This is a genomic window from Gaoshiqia sp. US2 (assembly GCF_059705485.1).
Map to the genome: position 1 here is coordinate 5,065,877 of NZ_AP048550.1, position 18,901 is coordinate 5,084,777.

16 protein-coding genes, 1 tRNA gene and 1 CRISPR repeat array (1 of these 18 only partly in view) are annotated in these 18,901 nt (G+C 46.2%); of the genes, 7 read left to right on the plus strand and 10 right to left on the minus strand.

Features of this window, described 5'->3' with window-relative positions:
• Positions 1 to 639: a CRISPR direct-repeat array (repeat unit 37 nt; unit sequence CTTCCAGAGCAACATCCAGAGCAACAAGGATTGAAAC) (it extends 8,612 nt beyond the left edge of the window).
• 179 nt (positions 640 to 818) lie between these two features.
• Positions 819 to 1,289 (plus strand): endonuclease/exonuclease/phosphatase family protein, encoded by a 471-nt coding sequence (locus AC6H3C_RS20355; RefSeq protein WP_497521287.1) that lies wholly within the window; start codon positions 819 to 821, stop codon positions 1,287 to 1,289.
• Between the two features lie 52 nt (positions 1,290 to 1,341).
• Here AC6H3C_RS20355 and tnpA read toward each other — a convergent pair whose 3' ends face one another.
• The 3 genes from tnpA to AC6H3C_RS20370 form a co-directional block, all read right to left on the minus strand.
• The gene (gene tnpA / locus AC6H3C_RS20360) at positions 1,342 to 1,764 is read right to left on the minus strand and encodes an IS200/IS605 family transposase (RefSeq protein WP_497516157.1); all 423 of its coding nucleotides are present in this window, start codon (positions 1,762 to 1,764) and stop codon (positions 1,342 to 1,344) included.
• 191 nt (positions 1,765 to 1,955) lie between these two features.
• Positions 1,956 to 2,029, minus strand: a tRNA-Asn gene (locus AC6H3C_RS20365).
• A 190-nt stretch (positions 2,030 to 2,219) separates the two neighbouring features.
• Positions 2,220 to 2,984, minus strand: a complete 765-nt coding sequence (locus AC6H3C_RS20370; RefSeq protein ID WP_497517376.1) for a hypothetical protein — start codon at positions 2,982 to 2,984, stop codon at positions 2,220 to 2,222.
• Positions 2,985 to 3,216: 232 nt separating this feature from the next.
• Between AC6H3C_RS20370 and AC6H3C_RS20375 the strand changes: the two genes are divergently transcribed.
• From AC6H3C_RS20375 to atpC, 4 genes are all read left to right on the plus strand, one after another.
• Positions 3,217 to 5,553 carry an efflux RND transporter permease subunit gene (locus AC6H3C_RS20375; protein WP_497517378.1) on the plus strand — a complete coding sequence of 779 codons (2,337 nt, stop codon included), beginning with the start codon at positions 3,217 to 3,219 and terminating at the stop codon, positions 5,551 to 5,553.
• Positions 5,550 to 6,536, plus strand: coding sequence for a polyprenyl synthetase family protein (locus tag AC6H3C_RS20380; protein WP_497517379.1), 987 nt, complete (start codon positions 5,550 to 5,552; stop codon positions 6,534 to 6,536). Before AC6H3C_RS20375 ends, AC6H3C_RS20380 begins: the two co-directional genes overlap by 4 nt.
• 119 nt (positions 6,537 to 6,655) lie before the next feature.
• Positions 6,656 to 8,167, plus strand: a complete 1,512-nt coding sequence (gene atpD, locus AC6H3C_RS20385) for a F0F1 ATP synthase subunit beta (protein ID WP_497517381.1) — start codon at positions 6,656 to 6,658, stop codon at positions 8,165 to 8,167.
• Positions 8,168 to 8,191: 24 nt separating this feature from the next.
• Positions 8,192 to 8,434 carry an ATP synthase F1 subunit epsilon gene (gene atpC / locus AC6H3C_RS20390; protein WP_497517383.1) on the plus strand — a complete coding sequence of 81 codons (243 nt, stop codon included), beginning with the start codon at positions 8,192 to 8,194 and terminating at the stop codon, positions 8,432 to 8,434.
• 86 nt (positions 8,435 to 8,520) lie between these two features.
• On the opposite strand, the gene AC6H3C_RS20395 is transcribed toward atpC, so the two are convergent.
• Together AC6H3C_RS20395 and AC6H3C_RS20400 are read right to left on the minus strand one after the other, a co-directional pair.
• Positions 8,521 to 9,699 (minus strand): MalY/PatB family protein, encoded by a 1,179-nt coding sequence (locus tag AC6H3C_RS20395; RefSeq protein WP_497517384.1) that lies wholly within the window; start codon positions 9,697 to 9,699, stop codon positions 8,521 to 8,523.
• A 30-nt stretch (positions 9,700 to 9,729) separates the two neighbouring features.
• The gene (locus AC6H3C_RS20400) at positions 9,730 to 10,419 is read right to left on the minus strand and encodes a 2-phosphosulfolactate phosphatase (protein WP_497517385.1); all 690 of its coding nucleotides are present in this window, start codon (positions 10,417 to 10,419) and stop codon (positions 9,730 to 9,732) included.
• A gap of 240 nt (positions 10,420 to 10,659) precedes the next feature.
• On the opposite strand from AC6H3C_RS20400, the gene AC6H3C_RS20405 reads away from it, so the two are divergent.
• On the plus strand, positions 10,660 to 11,250 hold the full coding sequence (locus tag AC6H3C_RS20405) for a T9SS type A sorting domain-containing protein (protein ID WP_497517386.1): 591 nt from the start codon (positions 10,660 to 10,662) through the stop codon (positions 11,248 to 11,250).
• Positions 11,251 to 11,384: 134 nt separating this feature from the next.
• Positions 11,385 to 11,906, plus strand: a complete 522-nt coding sequence (locus AC6H3C_RS20410) for a NanQ anomerase/TabA/YiaL family protein (protein ID WP_497517387.1) — start codon at positions 11,385 to 11,387, stop codon at positions 11,904 to 11,906.
• A gap of 99 nt (positions 11,907 to 12,005) precedes the next feature.
• Here the strand turns inward: AC6H3C_RS20410 and tpx are convergent, their stop codons facing one another.
• The 5 genes from tpx to AC6H3C_RS20435 all read right to left on the minus strand — a co-directional run bounded on the left by tpx (position 12,006) and on the right by AC6H3C_RS20435 (position 18,853).
• Positions 12,006 to 12,518: a thiol peroxidase gene (tpx, locus tag AC6H3C_RS20415; protein ID WP_497517388.1), complete on the minus strand. Its 513-nt coding sequence runs from the start codon at positions 12,516 to 12,518 to the stop codon at positions 12,006 to 12,008.
• A gap of 164 nt (positions 12,519 to 12,682) precedes the next feature.
• A complete protein-coding gene (locus AC6H3C_RS20420) occupies positions 12,683 to 14,227 on the minus strand; it encodes a RagB/SusD family nutrient uptake outer membrane protein (RefSeq protein ID WP_497517389.1) in 1,545 nt (514 codons plus the stop codon).
• Between the two features lie 24 nt (positions 14,228 to 14,251).
• A complete protein-coding gene (locus tag AC6H3C_RS20425) occupies positions 14,252 to 17,161 on the minus strand; it encodes a SusC/RagA family TonB-linked outer membrane protein (RefSeq protein WP_497517390.1) in 2,910 nt (969 codons plus the stop codon).
• 56 nt (positions 17,162 to 17,217) lie between these two features.
• On the minus strand, positions 17,218 to 17,502 hold the full coding sequence (locus tag AC6H3C_RS20430; protein ID WP_497517391.1) for an STN domain-containing protein: 285 nt from the start codon (positions 17,500 to 17,502) through the stop codon (positions 17,218 to 17,220).
• Positions 17,503 to 17,656: 154 nt separating this feature from the next.
• Positions 17,657 to 18,853, minus strand: coding sequence for a FecR family protein (locus AC6H3C_RS20435; protein ID WP_497517392.1), 1,197 nt, complete (start codon positions 18,851 to 18,853; stop codon positions 17,657 to 17,659).
• Between the last annotated feature and the right edge of the window lie 48 nt (positions 18,854 to 18,901).

Below are 18,901 nucleotides of genomic sequence, written 5' to 3' on the forward strand. Positions count from 1 at the left end.
TTCCAGCAGCTAAAACTTCCAGAGCAACATCCAGAGCAACAAGGATTGAAACTCTTTTTGGAGGCAATTCTGGCCCCTCCGGTTCCTCGCTTCCAGAGCAACATCCAGAGCAACAAGGATTGAAACTGCCTATATATTTTTCTTCCAGCTCGTTGAGGAAAGTCTTCCAGAGCAACATCCAGAGCAACAAGGATTGAAACACAACCATGTAGTAACTTTCAAGAGAAAATTTGGGCTTCCAGAGCAACATCCAGAGCAACAAGGATTGAAACAAACTTCTTTTCAGTTGTTTTGCAGCCTCAGAAACACTTCCAGAGCAACATCCAGAGCAACAAGGATTGAAACACAATTAAAAGCACAAACGAAAAACAAACAATTATGCTTCCAGAGCAACATCCAGAGCAACAAGGATTGAAACTGTGATATGCCGTCTTATCGTGTCTACTTCCAATGGCTTCCAGAGCAACATCCAGAGCAACAAGGATTGAAACAAAAGTCGCTGCGTAAACTATTAACACTAACTGTTGACTTCCAGAGCAACATCCAGAGCAACAAGGATTGAAACTGAGAAGCGACTGCCGTAAGAAGTTTTGCCGATTCATCTTCCAGAGCAACATCCAGAGCAACAAGGATTGAAACGCGGAATTCAGCTCGATTTAAGCTAAAAGTTCAAAGTTCTATTTTGATAGTGACCGGTATTAGTTTTGCTTTGCTTTAGTTGTTGACGTTTTTTTTAGGACGAGTTGCCTGTATCCGAGACGAGTTTGCACTGCCCTTTTCTACGTTGCTGTAGGTATTAGGGTAGTCAACTAAGAATACTGTGCTATAATCTCCGTTTCGGCGAACTGGCTTCGCTGGAACAGCTGGCCGAGTTTATTAAAATCCAGAACCCCGATATTGTTGCCCTTCAGGAAGTTGATGTAAAAACACACCGCGCGAAGGCGCCGCATCAAAACGGCAAAGATTTTATCACCGAACTGGCTTTTTACACCGGAATGCTTTCAGCTTACGGTAAAACCATCCCTTATGCCGGTGGTTACTATGGCGTTGCCATCTTATCGAAGTATCCGTTGGCAAAGGTAGAACGTATTTACCTGCCTAAAACTGAAAATGGGAAAGAACAACGTGCTGTTTTAGTTGCCGATGTAGAATATCGTGAAGGAGAATATATCACGTTCGCAAGTACGCATCTGGACTACACCAATACCGAAGAACGCCAGCTTCAGGTAAAAAAAGTAAAAATCCACACCCAAAGGATGTGGCTTTGGGATAACCCCTGGAAGGGGTAATTTGCTTTTACCCTCAAAGAAGGTAAAAGTTGTTGTCCCCACAGGTTAATGACTACTTTTCTTCTTCTCGTTTATCTTTCTTTTCCTGATACTTGACGTACCTCTTGATCATCTCCGCATCCAGTCCTACTGTATCCACACAGTAGCCTTTTGACCAGAAATGATTGCCCCAATAGGGGCGGCTCTTCAAGCTCTTATATTTGTTGAACAGCCGAATTGCTGTTCGTCCTTTAAAAATCCCAACCATGTCAGAAATAGAGACTTTCGGCGGAACCATCAAAACCAGATGTACGTGATCTTCCTGTACGTTCAACTCCTCAATAATACAGCCTTTCTGCTCCGAGAAAGCCTTGATGCAGTGTTCCACTTCAATTTTGATTTCTCCCTTCAATATTCTATACCTATATTTAGGGGTCCATACGATATGGTACATGCAATGCCAGATCGCATGCGACAACTTCTTAAAACGACTCATTGTTTTTTCCTTTCTTTGGTTGTGGGGACAACCTTCTAAAGGTAAATATGAGTCGTTTTACAGGCAAACCCGTGGAACGTCTCTGACCACGTTCAGAGAACGTGGGTTTTTAACTTGAACTAAAATAAACAAAAAACCGCTGAATATTTATCAATATCCAGCGGTTTTACTTGTCTTTATGATTTTTGGAGCTCCCCAGGTAGGACTTGAACCTACGACCTACGGATTAACAGTCCGCCGCTCTAACCAACTGAGCTACTAGGGAATTTCGGTATTTGAACGTTTGCTTTGTGTTTCAAAAGCGATGCAAAAATAACAGCTTTTCTCAAAACAAAAAACTTTTCTGAAAAAAATCCTGAAACTTTTTTCAAAAAAAATCCGGGGCTGTTTTGCCGTTGACAGACTAGCCCCAACGCATCGTTCAGGCTATTAAAATCTTAGCAAAATCAGCCTGTTCAGAAGTGTCTGACTAATGCCGAGCGCCACCAGTGGTAATATTTTCCTTCCAGATCGGCGATCGTCGGGAACGGATAAAACAGGTAATGATCTTTATCGCCGATGTAAAACCCGGTTTTAATGGTCCGGTAAGGGATATCATCGCGCAGGAAACGCAAAACCGTCTTGGTTTGTCTGCCCGGCGACTCTTTTAAACGAATCAGGCAGTCGCGCAAATGATCCGGGTTCGGATAGGGCAAATTGTTCAAAGGGGCATAAGGGTCGTTAACCAGTTCGTTCAGCCTCAGGTCGGCCATGAAAATTTTTGGTGCGAAAACCGGCTTGCCGGTATCGGTGAGAAACCGGATAAATTCAACAGGCGGTAATTTACTGGCCACCCGGGTTGTAATCGGAACTAGTTGTTGGTAAAGATGAATCTCATCCGACTTCCGGTCCAGGTAGTCCCTGGGCTCAATTTCAAGGACAATCCCATCGTCGGTGACCAGGTAAAGGTTTTTCAGCGCCTTCATCGGAATACTTTCAAAGGTGCGGTAAATCGACAGGTAAACCGAACGTTTTGGTTCTCCGTCATCATAGGGCTTCATTTTCATGTTGATATAATCCTGATTCAGCCTGGTTTTATCCGCATCAATTTCGAAGAAGGTGGCCTGCCCCCTGGTTTGCTTTTTGGTGCCTACAGCCAGGTAATTGCCAAAATCGGCGGGGGCCAAATGAGAGGCAATTAACGATTCGGGAGTGGCAACCAGATAGTAATATCTCCTCATGGCATTCAATTTTTGGTCGTATTAACAAGTACGATTTCCAAACAGAAAAGTTAACAGTATGGCTTATGCAATGACCTGAATCTGCTTGCCACAAACTTTCGTAATCCAAATATAAATAACTATTTTCGCCCTATATTTTTTGAAGACTATTACTATGTGGGTTCGGCTCTCAAGAATTATTCTCAGAAACAGAATTTTCTTACTCGTTTTTTTAGGCATTGTAACTGTTTTTATGGCTTATCAGGCCCAAAAACTGGAGATGTCGTATGAATATGCACAATTACTTCCCAAAAAGGACAGCGCCAATATCGACTATCAGAATTTCAAAGAAATCTTTGGAGAAGAGGGTAACCTGATTGTTGTGGGGATTGAAAATCCCGATTTCTTTAAATTGTCATATTTTAACCAGTGGCGCGAATTAAATAACGATTTAAAAAGCATTGACGGGGTCGAAGATATCCTTTCGGCATCGGGCGCCTTTACGCTGAAAAAAAACACCGAAGAACGGAAATTTGAACTGGACCCGATTTTTCCCGAAAACATCGACTCGCAGGAAAAACTCGACAGCCTGGCAAAAACGTTTCATTCGTTGCCTTTTTACCGCGGTCTGTTATATAACCCTGAGGCCCATGTTTATATGCTGGCCGTTACGGTCAACAAAGATAAAATGGCGTCGAAAGCCCGCGAAAAGTTGGTATTGGCCATTAAAGACCGCTGTGACCGGTATTCAGAAGAATCAGCCCTGAAAGTCCATTATTCCGGCCTACCCTACATTCGGGTAATCAATTCAATTCATATAAAAAAGGAAATCTTTTTGTTCAGCGCCTTGGCCATGGCCTTGTGTATTATTACCCTGTTCCTGTTCTTCCGGTCGTTTAAAGCGGTTCTGATCCCCATGCTGATTGTGTCCGTAGGGGTCGTATGGGCCATGGGCACCATGTCGTTATTAGGTTTCAAAATCACGCTGCTCACCGGCATGATCCCTTCCTTGCTGATTGTGATCGGTATTCCCAACAGCATTTACATGCTGAATAAATATCATCATGAATTCCGCGCCCACGGGAATAAAATCAAATCGTTACAACGGGTGATCATTAAAATCGGGAATGCCACCTTCCTGACCAACCTGACTACCGCATCGGGTTTTGCAACCTTCGTGATTACCAACAGCGAAATTCTGAGGCAATTTGGTTTGGTTGCCGCATTAAACATCATGACCTTGTTTCTGCTTTCCCTGGTGATGATTCCCACGATTTTCAGCTTTTTCAATCCACCCCAGGCCAGGCATATTCAGCATCTCGAAAACAAAAATATTCGCAGTATCATCGACAAACTGGTCGATATTACCTATCATCACATCAAGTGGGTGTATCTGTCGGCATTTTTCATTTTATTGCTTGGTATCTACGGTATTTCGCTGATCAAAAGTTCCGGTTACATGGTTGACGATATTCCCGAAAGTGATGTGATTTACCAGGACCTGAAATTTTTCGAAAAACACATCGACGGGATTATGCCGCTGGAAATCATTGTGGACACCAAGAAGCCAAACGGCGCCATGAACCTGAGCACCTTCAACCTGATTGACAAACTCGAAAAACACCTGACAAATTACGAAGAACTTTCCTCGTCCCTGTCGCTGCTGAATATTCTGAAATTCTCAAAACAGGCTTTTTATAACGGGAAGGAACGTTATTATACCTTGCCGAGCAACCAGGAAAAGAATTTCATCCTGGCGTATGCCAATAATGCGACACAAAACTCGCAAAACAGTATTGGCGCCCTGCACTCGTTCCTCGACAGTACACAGCAAATAACACGGGTGTCGATCCGGATGAAAGACGTGGGAACCAAACGAATGGAAGAATTATACCACGATTTTAAACAGGAAGTAGATTCCATTTTCCCGGCCGACAAATACAAGGTTACCGTTACCGGTTCGAGCATTACCTTCTTTAAAGGCACCAAATACCTGGTTAAAAACCTGTTTTCGAGCCTCGCTTTGGCTATTTTCCTGATTTCATCCTTTATGGCCCTCATGTTTTACTCGTGGCGGATGGTGGTGATGTCGCTGATCCCCAATATCCTTCCGTTGATTTTTACGGCGGCGATCATGGGATTCACGGGCATTCCCATCAAGGCATCTACCATCCTGGTATTCAGTATCGCCTTTGGGATATCGGTTGACAATACCATTCACTTCCTGGCCAAGTACCGGCAGGAGCTGAATGTAACGGGCTGGGACATTCATCGTTCGGTAAAACGGGCCCTGCGCGAAACCGGGGTGAGTATGTTATATACCTTCGTGGTGCTATTCTTTGGTTTTGGCGTGTACAGTATCTCTAAATTCGGAGGAACTGCCGCTCTTGGCGTACTGGTTTCGCTGACTCTGCTGGTTGCCATCACCTCCAACCTGATCCTGCTGCCCAGTTTGCTGATCGGTTTGGAAAGGCTCACCACCACCCGGTCGTTCCGCGAACCGTTGCTGGCCATTTATAATGAGGAGGAAGATATCGAACTGGACGACCTGGAAATACAGGAACTTCCGATGACTAAAGAACAGGAATGATGCATACAGCAAAATCATTACAGGAACTTATTGTTGTAAAACTGGAAGAAGAAGCCAGGGTAATCGGCTCAACGGTTCCGGTTAATCTGTACGGCCCCATCGAATATACGCTGAACATGGGTGGGAAAAGGCTTCGCCCGGTCATGCTGTTAATGGCCTGCGAGCTTTTTGGAGGACAACCCGATGACGCCATGAATGCAGCCCTTGCCGTGGAAATCTTCCACAACTTCACCCTGCTGCACGACGACATGATGGACCATGCCGAACTACGCAGAAACCAACCGTCGGTACATAAAAAATACAACGAGAATATCGCGATCCTTTCAGGCGATGCCATGTCGATTCTGGCTTATCAATATTTGCTGAAAACCGAAACGCCGGCCTACCGGGAGTTAATCCAACTGTTCTCGAAAACAGCCATCGAAGTATGTGAAGGACAGCAGTATGACATGGATTTCGAAGGAAAACCGGACGTTCGCATCAATGATTATCTGGAAATGATCCGGCTGAAAACGGCCGTGCTCATTGGCTGCAGCTTTAAAATGGGTGCGCTTATCGGCCAGGCACACCCCGAAGACGCCAATCGCCTTTACAACTTCGGGATCAACCTGGGACTGGCTTTCCAGTTACAGGACGATCTGTTGGACGTATATGCCGATCAGAAAAAATTTGGCAAAAAAATCGGCGGCGACATTGTCGCCAATAAAAAGACCTTTTTGTTGTTGAAAACGCTTGAGCTGGCCACAGACCGTCAACGGGCCGAATTGTTGTTCCGAATTGGGCAAAAAGAGTTTGATCCCGCCGAAAAGATTGATGCTGTCAGAAAAATTTACACAGACTCCGGGGTGCAACAGATCAGTGAGTCGGTGATGGATGATTACTACCAAAAAGCATTGACGGAACTAAAGGCTGTTCAGGTAGAAGAATCCCGGAAAGAAGCCTTACGTTTACTGGCAAAAACGATCATGAAGCGTGAACATTAATCCTGTCCGTTCGTTTAGTTTGATCGGTAAAAATTTAATACGCATTATTCAGAAAAGAAATTTGTTCAATTAAACCGGTTTTTGTAATTTCCGGCTCCACTCGAAATAAACTATTAAAAATGAGTCAAAATATTGGTAGAGTAGTACAGGTGATTGGTCCTGTCGTCGATATCTGCTTCGATCGTGAAGGAAGCGAACTCCCTCAAATCTATGATGCCCTCGAAATTGTCCGTGAAGGAATACCCAATCTGGTTGTAGAATGCCAGCAGCATATTGGTGAAAATACAGTGCGGGCAATTTCGATGGATTCAACAGATGGAATCAGAAGAGGCCTGGATGTGATTGCCACCGGCAAACCAATCACCATGCCCAAAGGAGAAATTGCCCTCGGACGTTTACTAAACGTGACCGGCGACGCAGTTGACGGGTTGGAGCAGTTGCCAAAAGACGGACTGCACATCCACAACAAACCGCCCAGATACGAAGACCTAACCACTGAAACGGAAGTGTTATTCACCGGGATCAAGGTAATCGATCTGATTGAACCTTATGCCAAAGGCGGAAAAATCGGTTTGTTTGGCGGCGCTGGTGTGGGTAAAACCGTGTTAATCCAGGAGTTGATCAATAACATTGCACTGGCTCACAGCGGACTTTCAGTATTTGCCGGCGTTGGCGAGCGTACCCGTGAAGGTAACGACCTGCTTCGGGAAATGATTGAAGCAGACATTGTTAACTACGGCGAGGATTTTAAAAAATCGATGGAAGCCGGCAGTTGGGACCTTTCGAAAGTAAACCCCGAATCCATGAAAAAATCGAAGCTGGCCCTGGTGTTCGGGCAGATGAACGAACCCCCCGGCGCACGCGCACGCGTGGCTCTGTCGGGTCTGACCATTGCCGAAAGTTTGCGCGACGGAGATGGAACTCCCGGCTCGGGTCGTGATATTCTGTTTTTTGTCGACAACGTGTTCCGCTTCACCCAGGCTGGTTCCGAGGTGTCGGCCCTTTTAGGCAGGATGCCCTCGGCTGTAGGTTATCAACCTACTCTGGCCACCGAAATGGGAGTCATGCAGGAACGGATCACCTCAACAAAAAACGGATCAATCACTTCGGTTCAGGCCGTTTATGTGCCGGCCGACGACTTGACCGACCCGGCGCCGGCAACAACTTTTGCCCACCTGGACGCCACCACGGTATTGAGCCGTAAAATCTCCGAGTTGGGTATTTACCCGGCCGTTGACCCGCTGGATTCCACCTCACGCATTCTGACGGCTGATATTGTTGGTGAAGAGCATTACAACTGTGCCCAGCGTGTAAAAGAAATCCTGCAACGTTACAAAGAGCTTCAGGATATTATTGCCATTCTGGGGATGGATGAGCTTTCGGAAGAAGACAAGCTGGTGGTTCACCGCGCACGCCGCGTACAACGGTTCCTGTCTCAACCTTTCTTCGTGGCCGAACAGTTCACCGGACTCGAAGGCAAGCTTGTCTCCATTGAAGATACCATCAAAGGCTTTAACATGATCATGGACGGCGAAGTGGATCAATATCCTGAATCGGCGTTCAACCTGGTAGGCACCATTGAAGAAGCCATTGCCAAGGGCGAAAAAATGTTAGCCGAGTCTGTTGCCTGATCATTTGACTGAAAAAACCGCACTATGTATCTTGAAATTATAACACCAGTCAAAAAGGTCTTTTCGGGGGAAGTTAAACTGGTTCAACTCCCCGGAACGAAAGGTTCTTTTGAAATTTTGACCAACCACGCCCCGATTATTTCGACCCTGGAAAAAGGACGAATTAAAATTGTGGACCGGAATGACCAGGTTTCTTTTATTGAAATCACGGGAGGGGTGGTCGAATCAAAAAGCAACAAAATCAGTATTCTGGCAGAATCTGTCTGATAATCAATAAAACCGAAAAGTTTGCCCGGGAAGGATCAACATCATTATCTTTTCCGGGCAAATTTGTATATGCCGATATCCGCAGTTTACTCCGACGCCCGGCTCACGATTTGTGCGATCCGGTTCAATGCCTCATTCAGCATGGCGCGTGTGCATCCCAGGTTAATACGCATATAACCTGAGCCTTGTTTACCAAACTGAACTCCCCGGTTCAGTCCGACACCCGCGTCCAACAACTTTTCATTGAGCTCATCATCGGTTAGCCCAAGTACCGAAAAATCGAGCCAGGCCAGGTAAGTAGCTTCGGCTTTCATCACCCTAACCGATGGCAAGTTCTTGTTCAGCCAGTCTTCGAGAAAGTCAAAATTAGCCTGGATGTACCCGACCAGCTGATCAACCCAGCCTGAACCATACGTGTATGCGGCTTCGAGGGCAATGGTTCCGAAAATATTTCCCATATGCAGATGCGGAATTTTCAGGGTCCGCTCATATCGCGCAAAATGCCGTTTATTCGGAATGATCAGGAACGAAGTCGTCAGCCCGGCCAGGTTAAATGTTTTGCTTGGCGCCATGCAAACCACACAGTTTTGTGCGATCTCATCCGAAAGCGTTGGAAGCGGAATGTGTTTATACCCTTTAAAAACCAGGTCGGAATGAATTTCATCGGAAATAATCAGGATTTTATTTTCCAGACACAGCGTGGCCAGGGCAGTCAGCTCTTCTTTTGTCCAAACCATCCCGCCCGGGTTTTGCGGGTTGCACAAGAGTAAGAGTTTGGTTTTTGAAGTGATTTTGCTTCGCAGGTCGTCGAGGTCGAACGTATAACGTCCATTCACCAGTTTCAGCGGGTTTTCGAGCATTCGCCGACCGGTGGATTTGACCGAATCAAAAAAAGGAAAATAGACCGGCGGCTGAACCACAACTTCATCTCCCGCCTTCGAGAACGTTTCGATCGCCAGCGTTAAACCGGCAACAACACCCGGGCTGAATGAGATCCATTCTTTTTCGATCAACCAGTCATGGCGTTCTTTCATCCAGCCGATAATCGACTGAAAATACGAATCCGGACGGAATGTATAACCCAATATTTCGTGCTCAAGCCGTTTTTTGATGGCATCCAGAATAAAGTCGGGGGTTTTAAAATCCATGTCGGCCACCCAAAGCGGCAGCACATCTTCTTTCCCAAAGAAAAACTTCCGGGCGTCGTATTTGATGCAATTGGTTCCTTCCCGGTTTATCTGTTCATCAAAATTATATGTTCCCATCGTGTGTATTTATCATTATCAAATATGTGCCTAAAGATCGATTTTTTTCAGATAATTACATCCGTTTTCCTGTTCAACTTTCAGTATAAAATTGAACCGGTTTAAGCTCAGGCATAGTTCAAAATCGGCCGAGGGCGCCCACTCCTGCTTTTCCGGAGCAAAAAAACGGGCTCCCGATCCGGCACGAAGCTTTTCGACCATCGCCTCAAAATCAACCGGTTGTTTCTCCAGCCTGGCTTTAATATATTCGGCCAGAAATGTGTCTTCGTCTGTGGGATACGAACAGGCATAGCCCATGCAAACCAGCGATAGCTTTTCGGGTTTTCGTTGTTCAATGTACTGAATAATGGCACCGGCGTTGACAAAACTACCGGTGATCAGCTCATCAGCTCCGGTGGCATTGGCAATTCCCTGTGTCCCCGAGCTGGTGGTATGTACCATGGTTTTTCCCGAAAGATTGCCGGAGAGTAACTGCGATGGCGAGTTGCCGAAATCAAAACCTTCAGGCTTTTTCTCGTTTCGTTCTCCCACCAGGATATAATCCGGGTTTTGCGCTTTAAGGCGGTATGCCTGGTCGATATCGCTTACCGGGTAAATTTTAGTCACCCCGCTGTTGAAAGCGTAACAGGCTACCGAAAATGCCCGGAATACATCGATAATCACCGTTAATCCGCTGGCCTTTTTTGCTCCTTCCAGCAATTGTAAGATTTCTGTTTGCATCTGTTTGATCTAAATTTAATATTTTACTTTATGCGCTGGCACAATATTTGATAAAGAACGACTCATTTTCAAAATCCCTTTAAATATAAGGGAAAACAACGCCTATTCGTGTATAGATTATGTCGATATGTTGGACAACATAAACTTAACCTACAATTAACGTATGTTTTACGGCATATGTTGTAAAACATGGTACATTTGTCTTGTAATGAATGTCGAACTTTTTAAAAGTTTAAAACTATGAAAACGATCAGAACTTTAACAATGATGTTTGCTTTAATAGTTATCGCAAACATGGCCATGGCCACCGGGAACCTTCGGGTTGACATCCTTCCGTTAACAGCCGACCGCGCTGTAGTCGCTATTTCGAACAATGCCGAAAGCAAATTTCAGATCAGTATCGAAAATTCATCCGGCGAGATGATCTACTACAAGGAAACCGAAGGAAATGCAGCGGAATACCGCAAAATCTATGATTTTTCCAAGCTGGAAAAAGGTGATTATCGTCTGACGGTAAGCATTGACGGCGCTGTCAGCGAACGCGCATTCAGCATCGACAACAAAAACATCAATGTGGGTAAAATGAAAAATGTGGTGGAACCCTTTTTCTCCTTCAAAGACGATGTTTTACGTGTCGCTTACCTGAACTATCCGGGTGAAAACATGAATCTGCTTATTTACGAAGGAAGCAACCTGATTTACAACAAAGCATTGGAAAATACTTTTTCTGTAAATGAAGGTCTGAACCTCTCTAAATTGAAAAACGGAAATTACCAAGTGGTTTTGGCCACAGGAAATGACGTTTTCGATTATACGGTAGAAGTTAAGTAATTCTTACTTCTACTGGTTTTCCAATGCGGTTATCCAAAAGAAGCCGCATTTTTTGTGCGTTAAATTCTCCCGAACCAACCTGAAATATCATTACTTTTGCGTTCATTCAAAAAAAAGAATTAAAATTTGTGACGATGAGTACAGCAAAAGAATGGTTAAACAGCGGTTCCTGGACTGAAGGAGCCCCTGTCAGGTTTCACGAGTCAGTTGATATCGATCAGTTTTACAAACAATATCATGCCCGTCCGGACTTATGGAAAGCCGTGTTTGCCTTTATGAAACAGGACCTTTCAGCTCTTGAGCCCGGAAAATACTCCCTGGTTGGAAACGAAGCTTTTGCCATGGTTTCGGAATACCGGACCAAGCTGCCTGAACAAGCCAAATGGGAGGCTCATAAAAAGTATACCGACTTGCAGTTTATGATCTCCGGGGAAGAAAAAATGGGGATTTTACCCTTACCTAAAGCAGTTGGCGCCCTGGAATACAACGAAGAAAAAGATCTGATCTTCTTCACCGAAAATGAAGGTGATTATTACACCGCAACCACCGATTCGTTTTTCCTGTTTTTCCCTTCGGATGTTCACCGTCCTTCCATCATGATTGAAGAACCGAAATCGGTAAAGAAACTGGTAGTCAAAATTGCCGTAGCCGGATAAACAAGAAAGAGGCTGTTTTGAAAACAAGTTATTCGGCAGACTGAGCTACCATACACTCTCTCCAAAACAGCCTCTTCTATAAAAAAATAGAAATCCTTCTTACAATAAACCTTTTACCACTTTAATGGCAGCCTCGTAATCCGGCTCACTGCTCACTTCGGGAACATATTCCACATATTTTACAATTCCGTCTCTGTCAATAATCACAGTGCCGCGGGCCAGCAAACGTAACTCCTTGATCAGAAAACCATATCTGGTTCCAAAATCCACATCGCGGTGATCAGATAAGGTGATCACCTTGTCGAGCCCTTCAGCGGCACAAAAACGGCTTTGGGCAAAAGGCAGGTCGCAGGAGATGGACAGGATTACTGCATCTCCCAGGTTGGAAGCTTCGGCATTGAACCTGCGGTTCTGGGCCTGGCAAACGCCGGTATCAATCGACGGATACACAGCAATAACCCTCACTTTACCCTCGTAATCGGACAGTTTTACAGGTTGCAAGCCTGAACCTAACACGACAAAGTCAGGAGCTTTATCACCCACTTTTATTTGTTCACCCAACAGGGTTAAGGGGTTTCCTTTAGAGGTAATTTTTCCGGTTGTTTCTTTCATCTTATTCGTTTTTTTTGATTTTCGATTATTACAACAACCGGAAAGAATTATGGTTTAAAACAACCCGTGAATTCTCAAAGCCAAAAAAATCGGGTTGAAAAGAAGCCAGCCACTCCAAACGGCAGCGGCTGGCATTCAGTCATGGGTTAATCGGTCCCGGTTAATCAATAACCTGGATTTTGGATCAGGTTTTCATTGACATCAACAGCTGAGGTAGGGAGCGGGAAGAGCTCTTTTTGCGCGTTAGTGACCGGTTTTTCCTGATAAGCTTCCGTGAATTTACCAAAACGGATCAGGTCCTGACGGCGCAGACCTTCCCAATACAATTCAAAACCACGTTCTTTCAGAATATCATCGAGCGTAATCGCAGTCCGGGCAGGTAATGTTTTGCCGGCGGCGCTGCGTTTGGAACGGATAAAATTGACATCGGCCAATGCCCCGGCCGGATCATTGTTCCGTAATTTTGCCTCGGCACGGATCAGATAAATATCAGAGATGCGCATAATTGGCACATCGTTGGGTGACGAAAACTGGCGTTCGGTGGCCGGATTGGGAGCAAACTTGACAACACGGATCCCCGCATTCTCGGGCGAACTTGACAGGTTGATCTCGGGCACGAAAATCAGCGGAGAGCCATTGCGCTGCGACAATGCCGTTCCGTCCAATCCATATTGTTGTCCGTGTAAAAATCCCTGATTGAAGCCGGTTTGCCCTTTTATGCGGTCATCATAAAAACGGGCGTCGTTTACCATATCCCAAGTTTCGAAAAATGTTTTGGTGGTGGAAGGCCCGTTCCAGGTGCTCGTGATGTTTCCAAAAACCTGGGAGTAATGCAGGGTGAAATTCACCCAAACGCTGCCGCTGCCCATATCCACATTGTCATCCATCGGCACACGAAGGATAAATTCGGGATGTTCGGCCACATCTTTCTGGAACATGGTCCAGTAATCGTCGGCCACGGTGTAAACACCCGAATTGATCAGCTGGTCGCAGTAAGTAATGGCATCGGCCCATTTTGCTTCTCCGGTATACACTTCGTAATTAAGGTAAATTTTTGCCAGCAAGGCTTGGGCCGCGCCAACAGTTACGCGTTCGGAGCCCACCTGGGCCTTGGTCTTCAGGTTGGGCATAACCGCTTTGATCTCTTCAATGATGAAATCAGTGGCCGCTTTGCGGTTCATCACCATGGGCGATATGGAAAAATCCAGCTCATCCGCTTCGCGGTAAGGCACCTGTCCAAACAAATCGTTGATCAGGTACATGTAGTAGGCACGCAGGAAGCGGGCTTCGTTGATGTATTGCTCGGTGGTGGCTGTTTGCGGGAAATGCCCAATGTAGTAAATGGCGGTATTCGCCCGCGAAACACCTTGGCTAAGCGCGTCCCAAACGTTTTTCATGCGGATGTGGTCGGCTGTCCAGGTATGCAGATGGAGCTCCATCCAGGCGCCGTTGTCGTACCAGTCGGTACCGCGTGTCGGGATAATGGTCTCGTCGGTAGAAACTTGCTGTAAGGCCCAGTAGTCGTACCATTCGATGGTGCGCCGAAGGCTTCCGTACGGCGGGTTGATCAATGCTTCGATGTTTTGCGGGTTGTTGACCAGGTCGGCGCCTAACTGCTCGTCCAGTACTGTTTCTTCCAGGTCGGTACAACCAACAACAGCCAACAAACCCAGTAGGGTAAAGAACAGAATAAATTTATATGGTTTCATCTTTTTTTCGGATTTAGGTTCATGTTAAAATTGAAGGTTTAAACCAAAGGTAAATGTCCGTGGCTTCGGATAGGCCGTATAGTCGATCCCCATCGAAGGCACGCCGTTTTCGTCGGCAGCCACGTTTACTTCCGGGTCATATCCGGTATAGTCGGTAAAGAGCAGCAGGTTGTTACCGGTGACATACACGCGTGCGTTGTTCAGCCACTTCACTGATTTCGTGTTGAGGGTGCAACCCAAGGTCACGTTGGCCAGGCGCAGGAACGAACCGTCTTCGATAAACCGGGAAGAGAAGGCGTTCGAGTTGCCCGGGCTTTCGTTGGATTTGAGCACGGATTTCAGCACGTTGTTCCCTTTATCCAGCGGGCCTTTCAGAAACAAGGCGTTGGCCGTGTTGTTATACACTTTGTTGCCTTGTGTGCCATACCAGAACATGCTGATATCGAAACGTTTGTATTTTAGTTTTGAGTTAAAGCTGTACGTGTAATCGGGCAATGCCGAACCTAACGATTCTTTCACATCAACACCATTCTCATCCTTTTTGTAAACACTTTCACCGTTGCTGTCAAAGCCTTCCCAAACCATGCCATAGAATGTGCCCACCGGTTCGTTGTTGGTGATCACCTGTACGCGGGTGCCTGAGAGGCCTTGTCCGCTGGCATTACCGGTTTCGATAAACTTAACGGGCAGGTCTTTCACTTTATTCTTGATGTAAGCGATATTGAAGCCCAGGTCCCAGGTCAGGTCGTTATTGTCAATCAACAAACCGTTCAGCCCCAATTCGATCCCGTTGTTGACAATCCTCAGATCGGGAACATTTTGCCATTGGGTTTGCGCGGCGGCAGGCGCTTTGGCAGGCACTTCCAGCAAAACATCTTTGGTGTTTTTATTGAACACATCAATTGTACCAGACAGCCGGTTTTCGAAAAATCCGAAATCGATACCTAAGTTGGTTTGAATAGTGGTTTCCCACTGAATGTCGGGGTTTGGTGTTCTCAGGAAAGTGATACCGGGAGACAACATGCCGTTAAAATATCCGTTGGCTGAGGGAGTGGTCCCCACTGCCAGTAAGGAGATTTTGTCGGGAATTTCCTGGTTACCGGTCAGCCCCCATCCCAAACGAAGTTTCAGGTTGCTTAATTTGCCGGACCCTTGCAGGAATTCTTCTTCGGATACCCTCCATGCAAAGGCGGCTGAGGGGAAGAACCCGTATTTTTTGTTTTCGCCGAATTTGGATGAACCGTCAAAACGTCCGGTGAACGTAAACAGGTATTTGTCTCTGAAACTGTAATTAACGCGTCCGAAAAAGGATTGCAGTTCACGTTCGTAAGCCGATGAATTCACATTTGCCGACGAGAAATTACCATACTGAAGGTTGTCGGTGTATTTGACATCATCCACCTCAAAGCCGTTTACATTCATTTGGGTGGTGCTCACCTTAAAGAACTGGTAGGCATGCCCGGCCAAGAAGTTGAATGAATGATCCGTGCCAATGTCCTTCAGATAGGTAACATAGTTTTCAATCAGGCGGTTGTTGGCTGTAATGCCGTTGATGTTTGCTTCGCCCTTGTTTGCCAGGTAACTCAGTTGCTTATCCTGGTTTACACGACGCTCGGCCACGGTACGGTCCAAGCCTACGTTCAGTTTGTATTTCAGATTTTTGACGATTTCGAACTCTGCCGACATGTTGGAGATCATCCGGTCGGTTTGGGTTTCGTCATCCACCAAATTGAGCATGGCCAACGGGTTTCGCTGGTCTTTGGTGTGTTGGTAATAGGTTCCGTCCGGATTAAAAATCGGATAGGTAGGGTTCGACTTCAAGGCGGTCAGGATCAGGTCGCCTTCGTAGCCCGAGCCGCTTTGTTCGGTAATCGGAGCGCGGAAATCGGTGGTGTGCGAGGCGATTAAACTTCCCGTCAGGTTCAGTTTACCATCAAACGCTTTTTGAGTCACATTAATTTTTCCGTTCAGTTTTTCCTGCCCGGTTGTTTTCACAATTCCTTCCTGATCGAGGTAGCCCAACGAAGCATGGAAGGTAAAGTTTTCGGTTCCCCCGCCATACGAGAGGTTGTGACTTTGCGTGATCCCGGTGGTATAAATTTCATCCTGCCAATCGACGCTGGCTCCCAAATCGAGCAATTTAGAGCCGTTCGCCTTGGTATACGAACGAAATTCGGCCGCAGTAAGCATATCCAGTTTTTCGCGTATCTGAGCCATACCGGTATAGCCGTCGTAGGTGATGGTGCCTTTGCCCTGTTTTCCTTTTTTGGTGGTAATAATAACCACCCCGTTAGCGCCCCGGGCCCCGTAAATCGCGGTCGATGAGGCGTCTTTCAGGATGTCAATCGATTCGATATCTTCCGGGTTCAGAAAGCTGATCGGGTTTTTTACGGCGCCGCTGCCATAACCCGCCGCGCCGCCGCCTGTTGGGGTAATATCGGCATTGTCAAGCGGAATACCGTCAACCACATACAAGGGTTCCTGCCCGGAACGGATGGAGTTGGAACCGCGGATTCGGACTGACATCCCGGTTCCCGGCTCCCCGCTGTTTTGGATAATGTTGACGCCTGAAATCCGGCCCTGCATCATTTCGATCGGCGAAGTAGCCACCGCCTTGTTCATATTGTCTCCGGTCAGGCGGCTGGTTGCGCCGGTCAGGTCGCTCTTGCGCTGAACACCGTAGCCCACGGCAACCACTTCTTCCAGTTCCAGAACGTCTTCACGCATCTGCACCTGAAACGTTTTTTGTGTGCCGATGGCGATTTCTTCCGTTTGAAACCCGACAAAAGAGAATTGCAGGCTTCTGGCGTCGGAAGGGGCATTCAGCGTAAATTCGCCATTAAAATTGGTGATGGTGCCGATGGTGGTTCCCATCACCAGTACGGTAACGCCCGGCAAGGGCTGGCCGGCCACATCAACCACACGTCCCTGCAACTGGTTGACAGCTTGCTGTCCGGTTGCCGGCCGTTTCAGCTCTTCGCGCTGGGTAATTACAATTTGCCGTCTTTAATTTCATAGCTTAAAGGCGTTCCGGCGAAAAGTTGATCCAAAACTTTACCGACCGGAGAATTTTTCACGTTAATGGTAACCACTTCGGTTACATCCAAAATATCATCTGAATAAACGATGATAAATTCGCTGTTTTGTTCAATTTCGTTAAAAACCTGCTTAATCGTAGCCTTACTCAGACTCATTGAGAATTTTGTGTTTTGCGAATAACTGCCCCCCACGGCGGTGAAAACACTGACCAAAAGTAGCATTACTGATAACCTCATGACAAGGAACATTTTTTTTAACCTTTCGTTTGAAAGAAAGGTTCGTACATAAAACATTTTTTTCATACATTTAAAACGTTTAGTTTAACGACTAATAAAACCCATGGTTTGAACCGGTAAGCGCTGCTACGCTTACCGGTTTTTTTATCCATTTTTATTTTCTTACGATTACAAAATCCCCGTTGCTTTTTTTGGTCCAGTCGATCGGCACTGTCAGTTTAATGATACTCAGCACCTCTTCCGGGCTTCCTTTCAAATCAAGCTTCCCGGAGATGACATAACCTCCCGCCAGAGGGTCTTTCATCTCGATCCGGATATTGTAATAACGTTCTACTTTTTTAATGACCCGCACCAGGTCTTCTTTCTCCGCTTTCAGCATACCGTCCTTCCAGGCCGTGTACATGCTGACATCGACCGTCCTGACAGAAATTCCGCCTTCTTCCTTACTTAAACTGAATTTTTCGTTGGGCTTCAGGATAAACTCGTTCCGCGGGTCATCAAAATCTTTGGTTTTTATTTCAAGGGCCACGCTGCCTTCTTCCAAAATCGCTTCGGTAAAGTTATCTTCGGGGTAGGCCGACACATCAAAGCGGGTACCCAGCACTTTTACATTCATATCGGCCGTGCGGACGATAAACGGTCTGTCCTCCATCCTGGCCACATCGAAATAAGCCTCTCCGATTAAAACCACTTCCCTTTTTTTGCGCAGGAAGGTGGACGGATAGATCAGCTGACTCCCGGCATTCAACCAAACCATTGTTCCGTCTGACAGATGGATCATCGATTTTTTGCCGTAAGGAATAATCACCTTGTTCATCACCTCACGCCCCGACGCCTGATTCTGGCGAATGGTATCGTTGTTCACAATCAGTTGATTGCCGGCGCTGTTGTAGGTAATTTCAGACTCTTTTTTTTCGAGTGAAATTTCCGAACCGTCGGACAGGATGATTTTAGCCTCATTGCTGCTTGTCTCGGGAACAGAAACCAGGTCGAAATGAGTTTGTGGCCTGTTTTCGTAGATATAATAACTGATGGCGCCCGACAGGAAAACAACCAACAGCACCGCTGCGTACTTCAATGCAGTTCCCCACCTTAATCTTACCGGGCCACGGAACGATTTCAGGATGTTATTCCAGATATCATAGGTTTCATCCAGGCTCAGTTTTGCCTGTTCGTGCTGAAACATGCTGAAAATAAACCGGGCCTCATCAATTGCCTGTTTTTTGTCGGGATAGTGTTCCAGGAAATCTTTCCAGTGTTTTTCCTGTTCGTCGGTTGGATTGAGCAACCAGCTGACAAAATAAGCATCGGCTAAAAAGTCTTCGCTCGTATATTTTTTGTACTTCTCCATAAACATCAGAATCTGCCGGTAAAAGGCACGAAACTGATTTCTGTTGAT

Bases quoted from the DNA above. Each gene is read 5' to 3' on its own strand.
- tnpA (WP_497516157.1), bottom strand. From the start codon at position 1,764: ATGAGTCGTTTTAAGAAGTTGTCGCATGCGATCTGGCATTGCATGTAC.
- AC6H3C_RS20370 (WP_497517376.1), bottom strand. From the start codon at position 2,984: ATGAGGAGATATTACTATCTGGTTGCCACTCCCGAATCGTTAATTGCC.
- AC6H3C_RS20375 (WP_497517378.1), top strand. From the start codon at position 3,217: ATGGCTTATCAGGCCCAAAAACTGGAGATGTCGTATGAATATGCACAA.
- AC6H3C_RS20380 (WP_497517379.1), top strand. From the start codon at position 5,550: ATGATGCATACAGCAAAATCATTACAGGAACTTATTGTTGTAAAACTG.
- atpD (WP_497517381.1), top strand. From the start codon at position 6,656: ATGAGTCAAAATATTGGTAGAGTAGTACAGGTGATTGGTCCTGTCGTC.
- atpC (WP_497517383.1), top strand. From the start codon at position 8,192: ATGTATCTTGAAATTATAACACCAGTCAAAAAGGTCTTTTCGGGGGAA.
- AC6H3C_RS20395 (WP_497517384.1), bottom strand. From the start codon at position 9,699: ATGGGAACATATAATTTTGATGAACAGATAAACCGGGAAGGAACCAAT.
- AC6H3C_RS20400 (WP_497517385.1), bottom strand. From the start codon at position 10,419: ATGCAAACAGAAATCTTACAATTGCTGGAAGGAGCAAAAAAGGCCAGC.
- AC6H3C_RS20405 (WP_497517386.1), top strand. From the start codon at position 10,660: ATGAAAACGATCAGAACTTTAACAATGATGTTTGCTTTAATAGTTATC.
- AC6H3C_RS20410 (WP_497517387.1), top strand. From the start codon at position 11,385: ATGAGTACAGCAAAAGAATGGTTAAACAGCGGTTCCTGGACTGAAGGA.
- tpx (WP_497517388.1), bottom strand. From the start codon at position 12,518: ATGAAAGAAACAACCGGAAAAATTACCTCTAAAGGAAACCCCTTAACC.
- AC6H3C_RS20420 (WP_497517389.1), bottom strand. From the start codon at position 14,227: ATGAAACCATATAAATTTATTCTGTTCTTTACCCTACTGGGTTTGTTG.
- AC6H3C_RS20430 (WP_497517391.1), bottom strand. From the start codon at position 17,502: ATGAGGTTATCAGTAATGCTACTTTTGGTCAGTGTTTTCACCGCCGTG.
- AC6H3C_RS20435 (WP_497517392.1), bottom strand. From the start codon at position 18,853: ATGGAGAAGTACAAAAAATATACGAGCGAAGACTTTTTAGCCGATGCT.